This is a genomic window from Stenotrophomonas sp. YJH_SMC_138 (assembly GCF_059369855.1).
Window position 1 is genome coordinate 494,172 of sequence record NZ_JCAFTB010000001.1, and the last position, 10,440, is coordinate 504,611.

Sequence of the window (10,440 nt, forward strand, 5' to 3'; positions counted from 1 at the left end):
CGCCCAGGAAAGCCCCATGAACCACGACCAGTCCCACGCCCTGTTCTCCCGCGCCCAGCAACTGCTGCCGGGCGGCGTCAATTCGCCGGTACGCGCGTTCAAATCGGTCGGTGGCGAACCGTTCTTCGTCGAGCGCGCCGACGGAGCCTACCTGTACGACGTCGACGGCAACCGCTACATCGACTACGTCGGTTCCTGGGGCCCGATGATCGTCGGCCACAACCACCCGGCCGTGCGCCAGGCGGTGAAGAAGGCGATCGACAACGGCCTGTCCTTCGGCGCGCCGTGCGCAGCCGAAGTGACCATGGCCGAGACCATCACCCGCCTGGTGCCGTCGTGCGAGATGGTGCGCATGGTCAACTCCGGCACCGAGGCCACGCTGTCGGCGATCCGCCTGGCGCGTGGTGCGACCGGCCGCAACCGCATCGTGAAGTTCGAAGGCTGCTATCACGGCCATGGCGACTCGTTCCTGGTCAAGGCCGGCAGCGGCATGCTGACCCTGGGCGTGCCGACCTCGCCGGGCGTCCCGGCCGGGCTGAGCGAACTGACCCTGACCCTGCCCTACAACGATTTCGAAGCGGCCACTGCGCTGTTCGCGCAGCAGGGTGACGACATTGCCGGCCTGATCATCGAGCCGGTGGTCGGCAACGCCAACTGCATCCCGCCGCGCGAGGGCTACCTGCAGCACCTGCGCGAACTGTGCACGAAGCATGGCGCGCTGCTGATCTTCGACGAGGTGATGACCGGCTTCCGCGTCGCCCTCGGCGGCGCACAGGCGCACTACGGCATCACCCCGGACCTGACCACCTTCGGCAAGATCATTGGCGGCGGCATGCCGGTCGGGGCCTACGGCGGCCGCCGCGAGCTGATGCAGCAGATCGCCCCGGCCGGCCCGATCTACCAGGCAGGTACGCTGAGCGGCAACCCGGTGGCGATGGCCGCCGGCCTGGCGATGCTGGAACTGATCCAGCAACCGGGCTTCCACGCCGACCTGGCCGAGCGCACCGCGCGCCTGTGTGCCGGCCTGGAAGCGGCCGCCGCCGAAGCCGGCGTGGCCGTGATCACCACCCGCGTGGGCGCGATGTTCGGGCTGTTCTTCACCAGCGAGAAGGTGGAGACCTATGCGCAGGCCACTGCCTGTGACATCCCGGCGTTCAACCGCTTCTTCCATGCGATGCTGGACCAGGGCGTGTTCCTGGCGCCGTCGGCGTACGAAGCCGGTTTCCTGTCCAGCGCGCACGACGATGCGGTGATCGAGGCCACCCTCGCCGCTGCACGCGTGGCGTTCAAGGCCACCAAGGGCTGATCGCAAAAAGGGGACGGAGGGGATTAAGTCGTTTGTGCACAAACGACTTAATCCCCTCCGTCCCCTTTTTTTTCTAACCGAAGAGGAACTTGCCCTTCATCATCGCGAAGTGGCCGGGGAACGAACAGAAGAAGGTGTAGTCGCCACCTTTCTGCAGGCCCTGGGTAGAGAAACGCACGCGCGTGGTCTCGCCGCCGCCGATCACCTTGGTGTGCGCCAGCACGCGCTTGTCGGCCTTCGGCAGGTAGCTGTCAGCCAGGGTCATGCGCATGCCCGCCATCGCCACCGGCTGGTAATCAGCGCTGCGGGTCAGCACCCAGTTGTGGCCCATCGCGGTGACCGCCAGCTTGCCAGTATGGCGCAGGGTCAGGTCCACGGCGGTGCAATCAGCGGCAACCTTGATCTCGCGGCTGCTGAAGCTCATCTGGTCGGTGCTGTCGATGCTCACCGCACACACCCGCGCCATCGCCGACGGCGCCAGCATCAGCGCACCCAGTCCCACTGCCACCCTCCAAGCCTTCATCATTGCATCTCCTGCGGATTCAAGCGCCATTCTAGGCAGCCCCCTGCGGCGCCGTCTGCGACCGTCTGTCGCATGCCAGCTCCAGGGTTTCCCGCGCACTCATCGCAATGGCATGCTCAGCCGATGCGGATCGACCTGTTGCTGCTGGATGTGGATGGCGTGCTGGTGCAGTACCAGCGCGGGCAACGCGTGCTGCATCTGGCCCGGACACTGCAGGTTCCGACGCACGCCGTACAGGCCGCGCTGTACGACAGCGGGCTGGAAGCAGCGCATGACAATGGCACGCTGGATGGCCCGGCCTATCTGGCGCAGCTGGGAGAGCTTCTGGGCACGACTGTCGATGTGGCTGCATGGACCGCGGCGCGACGGGCCGCCAGCCATCCTCAGGCGGCCGTGTTGCAACGATTGCAGGCCCTGCAACTGCCAATCGCGGTGCTGACCAACAACGGCGCGCTGATGCAGCAGGCATTGCCCACCCTGCTGCCGGAACTGTTTCCTGCCCTGCAGGCGCGCGTGTTCTGCAGTGCGGATTTCGGCCTGCGCAAACCGGCGCCGGCGGTGTTTCTGCGCACGCTGGAAGCGCTGGGCGTGGCACCTTCGCGCACGCTGTTCGTCGATGACCTGTTCGCCAATGTGCGTGGCGCGCGCGCTGCCGGCCTGCACGCGGAAACCGTGCGCGATGGCCGGGGATTGGGCAAGGTGTTGAAGCGTTACCGGATTGCGTGAACTACTGTAGAGCCGAGCCCATGCTCGGCTGCTGTGGCCTGGCATCGCGATGAACCGAGCATGGGCTCGGCTCTACGGGCATTCCTCAGCAACGGGGTCAGAGCCCTCTCCGCAGGAGAGGGATCCGACCCCGGCACGATGGCCTCAGCGCGCGGCGATGAACGCGGCAATCGCCGCGCGCAGGCGCTTCAGGCCTTCGGCCACTTCTTCGTCGGTGATGTTCAGCGACGGCACGAAGCGCAGCACGTCCGGGCCGGCCTGCAGGGTCAGCAGGCCGTGCTCGGCGGCGTGGTCGAGGATCGCACCGGCCTGGCCGGCGAAGTCCTTGCTCAGCACCGCGCCCAGCATCAGGCCACGACCACGCACGTCGCTGAACACACCGAACTCGTCGTTGATGCGGGCGAAGCCATCGCGCAGCGCCTTGGACTGGCGGCTGACGTTGGCGGCGATCTCCGCCGAGGCCAGCTTGCGCAGCGCCACGCGGGCCACCGCAGCAGCCAGCGGGTTGCCACCGAAGGTGGTGCCGTGCGCGCCGAACTGCATGGTCTCGGCCACCTTCGGGCCGGCCAGCATCGCGCCGATCGGGAAGCCGCCACCGAGTGCCTTGGCCAGGGTAACCATGTCCGGCACCACGTCGTCCTGCCAGTGCGCGAACAGCGTGCCGGTGCGGCCCATGCCGGCCTGGATCTCGTCCAGCACCAGCAGTGCGTTGTGCTGGTCGCACAGTTCGCGCACGCGCTTGAGGAAACCGGACTTGGCCGGCATCACGCCGCCCTCGCCCTGGATCGGCTCCAGCATCACCGCCGCCACGTCGCCGGCGGCCATCGCGGTTTCCAGCTGTACTTCATCGTTGAAATCAATGTAGCGGAAGCCGCCGGGCAGCGGCTCGTAGCCTTCCTGGTACTTCGGCTGGGCAGTGGCGGTCACCGCGCCCAGGGTGCGGCCGTGGAAACTGCCACGGAAGGTGATGATCACCCGCTTGTCGGCCGGGCGGCCCTGGCTGGAGGCCCACTTGCGGACCATCTTGATCGCCACTTCGTTGGCTTCGGCGCCGGAGTTGCACAGGAACACGCGCTCGGCGAAGCGGCTGGCCTTCACCAGCTCCTCGGCCAGGTGCAGCGGCGGTGCGCTGTAGAACACGTTGCTGGTGTGCCAGAGCTTGCCGGCCTGCTCGACCAGTGCGGCCACCAGGTCCGGATCGTTGTGGCCCAGCCCGCACACGGCGATGCCGGCGGCCAGGTCGATGAACTCACGGCCCTGGCTGTCCCACACGCGGGCGCCCTGGCCTCGCTCAAGTACCACCTGACGGGGCTTGTAGACCGGCAGGTAATAGTGCGAAAGGGAGATCAGCGGATCGGTAGCGGCGGTCATGGCAGTCGGCAGGGTTCAGGAATCCCCATTCTCGCGCCGGAACCCCTGCGGCACAATGCGCCCATGCGACCGTTTTCTGCCCCCCAGCTGAACCCCGCCACCGAGACCGGCTGGCGCCGCCGGTGGTTCGACATCATCTACCGCCACGACTCGCGGCCCTCGCGCAATTTCGACCTGATCCTGGTCGTGGCGATCGTCGCCAGCATCCTGGTGGTGATGATCGACAGCGTGCAGCACCTGCATGCCGAATGGTCCACCGGCCTGTACATCCTGGAATGGGCCTTCACGATCATCTTCACCGCCGAGTACCTGCTGCGGCTGGCCGTGGTCAAGCGTCCGCTGCGTTACGCGGTGAGCATCTGGGGCATCATCGACCTGCTGTCGATCCTGCCCGCCTACCTGTCGATGTTCATTCCTGGCGCGCAGAGCCTGCTGGTGGTACGCGCGCTGCGCATCCTGCGCGTGTTCCGCATCCTCAAGCTGACCCGCTACATCGAGGAAAGCGGCGTGCTGATGACGTCGCTGTGGCGCAGCAGGCGCAAGGTGCTGGTGTTCCTGTTCACGGTGATCACCATCACCATCATCGCCGGCGCGCTGATGTACGTGATCGAGGGCCCCGAACACGGCTTCACCAACATCCCGGCCAGCATGTACTGGGCGGTGGTGACCATGGCCACGGTCGGCTTCGGCGACATCGTGCCGCAGACCGTGCTTGGCCGCTTCGTCACGTCGGTGCTGATCCTGATCGGCTACAGCATCATCGCCGTGCCCACCGGCATCTACACCGCGGAGCTGGCCAGCACCATGCGTGAAGCCGAGCTGGCCGCGCGCCGCGATGCGCGTGGCTGCCCGCACTGCGGGCTGGAAGGCCACGAGCCGGATGCACGGCATTGCCGCAAGTGCGGGGGTGAACTACCGGATGCATTCAGCCATTGAGGCACATGCCGGCCAGCGGCCGGCACTACCAAACCCGCAGGGTGCGTGCCGGGCGTGACCCGGCACTACCCTCGGTAGCTCCACGCCATGCGTGGATCCTCCTCAACGCATGCGGTTGCTGGTGGTCACCAGGTCGTTGTAGGCATCCAGGATCGTCGACTGCGCGCCCTCAGGATCGGTGGTGAGCCAGCTGCCCGACGCCTTGCGCTCGGCGGCCAACGCATCGGCGGTGATCGGCTTGCCCTGCTCCAGACGCTCGACACCGCGACCGGCGGTACGCACCAGCTTGTCGGCCGAACGCTGCACATGACCCCACATCGGGTCGTCCTTGCCGACACCACTGTTCTGGATTTCCGTCACCAGCGCCTGATAGTCGGCCAGCTGGCCGCGCAACGCCGCAACGTCCGGTGCGTCGCTCTGGAACGCCATCGCCAGCTGCTTGCCATCGCCGACAAGGCGCAGGTGGTAATAGGCCAGCGAGCGGCCTTCGCTTTCCTCGATCTGCTTCAGCTGGGCGGCGCGGCGATCGTTCTCGTTCTTTTCCAGCGCAGCATCCATCGCTTCGCTGGCCTTGAAGAAATCAGCATAGGCCTGCATCAGCGGGGTATGCTGGCTGCGCATCCCTTCGCCACCATCGCGACGATAGTCCTCGCGGGTGAAGTACCCATCGGCACGCTCGATCAGGGTGTTCAGTGCCTGGAATGCCCGCTGGTACTGTCGCGCTGGTGCATCCAGCGGCGTGGCAGGGGTCTTTGCCAGCGCATCGGTCAGCGGCTGGCCGCAATAGTCGACCCGGTGCGACAACAGCTTGCCGGGTGAACGCGGCTGCGCTTCCTTGCCGGTCGGGCCGGCCTCGGGATCCTTCATCCAGCCCGTATAGGTCTGGAAACCCTCGCGGATGGGCTGTTCGACGCCGTTGTAACACTCGATGTAGGCGTTCACCTTCCCCAGCCCGGGGTCGGCGACCGCCAGCCCCGCCGGGTTGTTGCAGCCGGCCAGCGCGCCAAGCAGGAGAACGGGAATCAGGCGTGTGGATGCGTTCAAATCAGTTCCTTGCACCAGTGAAAACTGCAGGCATCTTCATGCATGGCGGGGGCGCGCGCTCCAGCACCTCGGGAAGGTGCTGGCATTCGGGGCTGCGGGGCGCGTCATGTCGCAATCATCCTGCTCGATCGCGACAAAAATAACGTTGAGCTTCGCTACTGGCGGTTGCTCTGGAAAACCAGCGAGTTGTATTCCTGCATCAGCTTGTTGGCGGAGCCACGCGGCGCCATCGAGGGCGAATCCAGCATGCGTCGTTCGAAATCGCTGTAAGGCTTTTTCTCGCTGACGCGCTGCAGCCGCTCCTTGCCTTCGCGACGGAAGTTCTCGGCTTCACGCTCGAAGCTGTTCCAGTCCAGCTTGCCCGGCTCCTGATCAGCCACCTTCGCATGCGCTTCGTCGGAAATGCGGTTGAACGCATCCAGGCGCTCGCGCGCCTTGGCCTGATCGAAGTCATCCTCACTCATCAGATCCATGATGGCCTTGGCTTCCAGCATCATTGCCAGACGGTAGTACTCGCGCGTGCGTCCCTCGGCCTGTTCCAATACCTTGAGCTGCTCGCGCTGGGCGGCGTCGTTCTGGCGCTCCAGCTCGGCGTTGAACGTTTCGCTGGCAGTCACGAACTCCTTGAAGGCGGCCATCAAGGGCGCGTGCAGCTGCTTTCCCTTGGCGAACTGGTCGTCTTCGTAGTCCTGGCGATCGTAATAGTCGTGCGCGTCCTTGCTGAGCGGCACCAGTGCCTTCAGCGCCTGCTGGTAATGGCCAGCAGCGGCATCGAGCTCAGCCAGCGCCGGCTTGGCAGCCATCGCCTCGGTCACGGGGCCATCGCACTGCTTCATGTCGTAATCGCTGATCTCGAACGGACCGTACACCTGGGTCTCGCGCCCGCTCGGGCCGGCGTCGACGTCCTTGATCCAGCGCGTATAGGACTCGATGCTGCCGTGGGTCTTCGAATCAAGCGTGTTGAAGCAGCCGATGTAGGCGTTGAGCTTGGCGGTCAACTGCTGCTGTGCGTCGGATGGCGCCGCGCTGGCGTCGGGCGTGCTGGAAGGGCCGGCGTCGCCAGTGGTTGCGGGTGCCTTGCCGCCGCAGGCAGCCAGGACAATCGACAGCGAAGCGGCCAGCGCCGCGACGGAAAGAGTGCGTGACATGGGTTCACGTCCTTGTTGAAAACGATTACAGCCGCGCATTCTAGCGCAGCAGGCCGAAGGTCGCAGCCCTCGGCCTCTGCCGGCGACGCGCGATCACTCCAGGAACAGATCCGGCAACAACGGACGCGATGGATCCACCGCATAGCCGGACAGATCGGTGATACCCGCCTGTGCCAGCACGTCATCGTCGATCAGGAACTGGCCGTGGAAACCCGCCGCCTCGCGCACCAGCACCGCGTGCGCAGCATCGGCCATGATCTGCGGCGTGCGGCAGCCGGCCGCATCGACGCCCGGAATCATGTTGATCGCATCGGTGGCGATCACCGTGCGCGGCCACAGCGCGTTCACCGCCACACCCTGCGGGCCGAATTCCGCGGCCAGGCCGAGCGTGACGAAGCTCATGCCCATCTTCGCCAGCGTGTAGCCGGTATGCGCGCCCCACCACTTCGGTTCCAGGCTCGGCGGCGGCGCGAGAGTGAGGATGTGCGGGTTCGGCGCCTGCAGCAGGTACGGCAGGCAGGCCTGCGCGCACAGGAAGCTGCCGCGCGAATTGACCTGCTGCATCAGGTCGAAGCGCTTCATCGGCGTATCCAGCGTGCCACGCAGCCAGATCGCGCTGGCATTGTTGACCAGGATGTCGATGCCACCGAAGGTATCGACCGTGGCCGCAACTGCGGCGTGTACCTGCTCCTCCTCGCGGATGTCGCACTTCAGGGCCAGGCCCTGCCCGCCTGCCGCCGTCACCGCTTCGGCCGCGGTATGGATGGTGCCCGGCAGCTTCGGATTCGGCACCGACGACTTGGCCGCAATGGCCACGTTGGCGCCGTCGCGCGCAGCGCGCAGTGCGATGGCCAGGCCGATGCCACGCGAGGCACCGGTGATGAAAAGCGTTTTGCCCTGCAGACTGCCCACGTCCCACACTCCAGCGTATGCAATGAGCCGCTAGTATGCCGCGCCGACGTGGAGTTCACCCGGCCTTGACGATACTTGGGCCTCCAGACAACGCACGAGGTCCACGCCATGCGCCGTTCCCGCCTGTTGCTGCCTGCCCTGGGGCTTGCGCTGCTGACCGCCTGCCAGGGCCGTTCACCGGAACCGGGCAAGGAGCCACCTGCCGGTGACACGCCCAGCGCAGAGAAGGCCGCCGCCGACGGCAAGCTGCGCTGGAGCGAGGCCGTGGTGTGGGATGGCGACCTCAACGCCTGCCGCCAGGGTGAGAACGCCGCCACGCGTGATTGCCTGCGCGATGCGATGCGCGCCGGCGGCGCCAGCGCCGATGCGATCACCGCCGCCGAACAGCTGTCCACCGGGGGCGAGCTGGCCTACGTGACGGCCTGGCACGAGAACGAAGGCCTGGGCATTGCGACGGTCGAGTATCCGTTCCGCGCCAACACCAACGAGGGCACCCGCCTGGTCGACGCCACCGGCAAGCGCATCGATGTGGATGCCGTGCAGCTGGACGACACCCTGCGTGCCGACCCCGCCGTGCAGGCCCTGCTGAAGGACCACCCGCAGGCCACGCCGTTCGCACCGGCGCAGTCGGCCGGGGCCACGCCGCTGGAGAACGGTGGCGTCCGCCTGCTGTACCGCACGCCGCTGCGCGACTGCCACGCCTGCCCGGATGTGGGCCAGCTGCAGATCGCGTACGACTTCGACGCCAAGCGCAACTTCATTGGCCAGCAGGTGGTGCCGGCGACGCCGTAAGGCATTAAGCGTTAGCGTTAAGCGCCGAGATGCTCTGTGGACCGGGCCATGCCCGGCGACATCGACCGCGCGAAGCATACATATCGGCTTTGCCCTGACCACAAAGCCGAACGACGACCGCAGCAGCAGTTTCTCGCATCTCGCGACAGAGAGAATCAACGGGATCGCTGATAGAAGGAGTCAGTCGTCAGCCGACTTTCAATTACCGATCGAACATAGGCAGCCCGCGCCTTGCGGGACTGCGAGTATTCGGCAAAAATCGTCATTGCTTCGGACCTCATCTCAGTGCCGCCGGTGGTCGTAAATACGAAAAATGAAGGCTCAAGATAACCAACAGTCTCTCGCATAAACCGCTTGCACTCATCAAGCGGAAAATCTGCGGCGTAGTCCGCCCAATCGATATAGCGCCTCCAGAAAGCAGGCGCCCCCCATTCCCCGCATCTCTCATCAACAAAGAGCTTCAACTCAGAGAGCATGTCGGCGCATGCATCTACAGTTTCATCATCTAAATCCAGCGAAGCAACGCGACCGGGATCAACCGCCTGCCAACAAAAAACCATAAAATCCGCAACAAAGCTCTCTTCACAGCCCTCGAAGAAATTACTCTTGTACCAGGCAAGAGTTTTCGCCACATCAGTCAATTCATCAGAATCAATCATCATCTTACCTTTCCCGCGGCATTAACGCCTGCGTTGACTATCTCACCATTCCGCACATGAACCCAAACCTGCGCCCCTCCCCTCATCGTCTGAGTGTACGTACTGACACCGGCAGAGGCTGCATCTTGCGTCATTAGCCGCGCGGCAACCGCATCCACCCTTAGGTTCGCCGGGTTTGAGCTGACACGCTGGAAAAGACCAACAAATCTCATTTGTGAAGCAACCGTAGTGGGATTCACATGCCCTGCGGCGCTTCTAAATACATGCTCTGCTCGTACCGCAAAATTGAATCGAGCAAGCATTGGAATTGCAGCAGGAACAGAGGCCAGCCCTCCGCCGCCCCGCGAGTACATTGCGGGTATCGCGATATCATGAAAAAGGGCACCGACGTCAAAGATGTTTCCATTCTTTGTCAAATCTCCCGACAAGCCAAGACGCGACTTTATCTCTTGCCAGTTGGAGTTTGATTCTCCGCCAGATGCCACGCTCGGAGATGAGCCAGAGGATGGCGCCCTCGGAATCGCGGAGTCAGATGATGTCGGCCCAGTGGCCGTCGTGTTCCCACCGGTACTCTTACAAGTACCGTCACTATTCGTGATTCTAGAGCCAGTGCAGCGGCCATCTGGATCAACGAAAGTATAGGGGTTCAGTGCCGAATACATGTATCGATTAAATAGGGCTCCGTTGTCCAAGCCCACGTCGACCGGATCTGTCGATAGGAATATCCCGACCAACGGATCGTAGTACCGCTGCTGCATGTACGTCAGATCCGTCGCCGAGTCCGACACATGCCCGGTGAATCCCGGGCGATCCCCCTTCGCATCACCTACGGTCGCACCATAGGGCTCATAAACGGTGCGCTCGACGATCGCGCCGTTGGCATCAGAGATGGCAACCGGGGAACCCAGCGCGTCGGTATGCACATACTGGACGATCTCCTGCGCCGAAACACTCACTGTGCCCAGCAACAGTCCCAACAGAACAGCGACACCAACCAGAATTTTCTTGATCTTCATTTTCAGG

The 10,440-nt window shown here is 64.5% G+C and carries 11 protein-coding genes; 4 read left to right on the forward strand and 7 right to left on the reverse strand.

Features of this window, described 5'->3' with window-relative positions; translation table 11 throughout:
- The first annotated feature begins 16 nt into the window (after positions 1-16).
- Positions 17-1,306 carry a glutamate-1-semialdehyde 2,1-aminomutase gene (hemL, locus tag AC5P7I_RS02170; RefSeq protein WP_262088111.1) on the forward strand — a complete coding sequence of 430 codons (1,290 nt, stop codon included), beginning with the start codon at positions 17-19 and terminating at the stop codon, positions 1,304-1,306.
- 73 nt (positions 1,307-1,379) lie between these two features.
- On the opposite strand, the gene azu is transcribed toward hemL, so the two are convergent.
- Positions 1,380-1,829, reverse strand: a complete 450-nt coding sequence (gene azu / locus AC5P7I_RS02175; RefSeq protein ID WP_032956045.1) for an azurin — start codon at positions 1,827-1,829, stop codon at positions 1,380-1,382.
- A gap of 123 nt (positions 1,830-1,952) precedes the next feature.
- Between azu and AC5P7I_RS02180 the strand changes: the two genes are divergently transcribed.
- Positions 1,953-2,555: an HAD-IA family hydrolase gene (locus AC5P7I_RS02180; protein WP_014648298.1), complete on the forward strand. Its 603-nt coding sequence runs from the start codon at positions 1,953-1,955 to the stop codon at positions 2,553-2,555.
- 144 nt (positions 2,556-2,699) lie between these two features.
- Here AC5P7I_RS02180 and AC5P7I_RS02185 read toward each other — a convergent pair whose 3' ends face one another.
- Positions 2,700-3,926, reverse strand: coding sequence for an acetylornithine transaminase (locus AC5P7I_RS02185; protein ID WP_014648299.1), 1,227 nt, complete (start codon positions 3,924-3,926; stop codon positions 2,700-2,702).
- 63 nt (positions 3,927-3,989) lie between these two features.
- Between AC5P7I_RS02185 and AC5P7I_RS02190 the strand changes: the two genes are divergently transcribed.
- Positions 3,990-4,862, forward strand: coding sequence for an ion transporter (locus AC5P7I_RS02190; protein WP_014648300.1), 873 nt, complete (start codon positions 3,990-3,992; stop codon positions 4,860-4,862).
- A gap of 102 nt (positions 4,863-4,964) precedes the next feature.
- Here the strand turns inward: AC5P7I_RS02190 and AC5P7I_RS02195 are convergent, their stop codons facing one another.
- From AC5P7I_RS02195 to AC5P7I_RS02205, 3 genes are all read right to left on the reverse strand, one after another.
- Entirely contained in the window at positions 4,965-5,906 is a 942-nt protein-coding gene (locus AC5P7I_RS02195) for a YiiG family protein (RefSeq protein ID WP_069117945.1), read from the reverse strand.
- 155 nt (positions 5,907-6,061) lie between these two features.
- Positions 6,062-7,054 carry a YiiG family protein gene (locus AC5P7I_RS02200; RefSeq protein WP_169412110.1) on the reverse strand — a complete coding sequence of 331 codons (993 nt, stop codon included), beginning with the start codon at positions 7,052-7,054 and terminating at the stop codon, positions 6,062-6,064.
- Between the two features lie 93 nt (positions 7,055-7,147).
- Positions 7,148-7,966: an SDR family oxidoreductase gene (locus AC5P7I_RS02205; RefSeq protein ID WP_014648303.1), complete on the reverse strand. Its 819-nt coding sequence runs from the start codon at positions 7,964-7,966 to the stop codon at positions 7,148-7,150.
- A 108-nt stretch (positions 7,967-8,074) separates the two neighbouring features.
- On the opposite strand from AC5P7I_RS02205, the gene AC5P7I_RS02210 reads away from it, so the two are divergent.
- On the forward strand, positions 8,075-8,758 hold the full coding sequence (locus AC5P7I_RS02210; protein WP_032956036.1) for a hypothetical protein: 684 nt from the start codon (positions 8,075-8,077) through the stop codon (positions 8,756-8,758).
- 155 nt (positions 8,759-8,913) lie between these two features.
- Here the strand turns inward: AC5P7I_RS02210 and AC5P7I_RS02215 are convergent, their stop codons facing one another.
- The gene (locus AC5P7I_RS02215) at positions 8,914-9,420 is read right to left on the reverse strand and encodes a hypothetical protein (RefSeq protein WP_041863781.1); all 507 of its coding nucleotides are present in this window, start codon (positions 9,418-9,420) and stop codon (positions 8,914-8,916) included.
- On the reverse strand, positions 9,417-10,433 hold the full coding sequence (locus AC5P7I_RS02220) for an RHS repeat-associated core domain-containing protein (protein ID WP_169412112.1): 1,017 nt from the start codon (positions 10,431-10,433) through the stop codon (positions 9,417-9,419). The genes AC5P7I_RS02215 and AC5P7I_RS02220 overlap by 4 nt, the downstream gene beginning before the upstream one ends.
- Positions 10,434-10,440 lie beyond the last annotated feature (7 nt).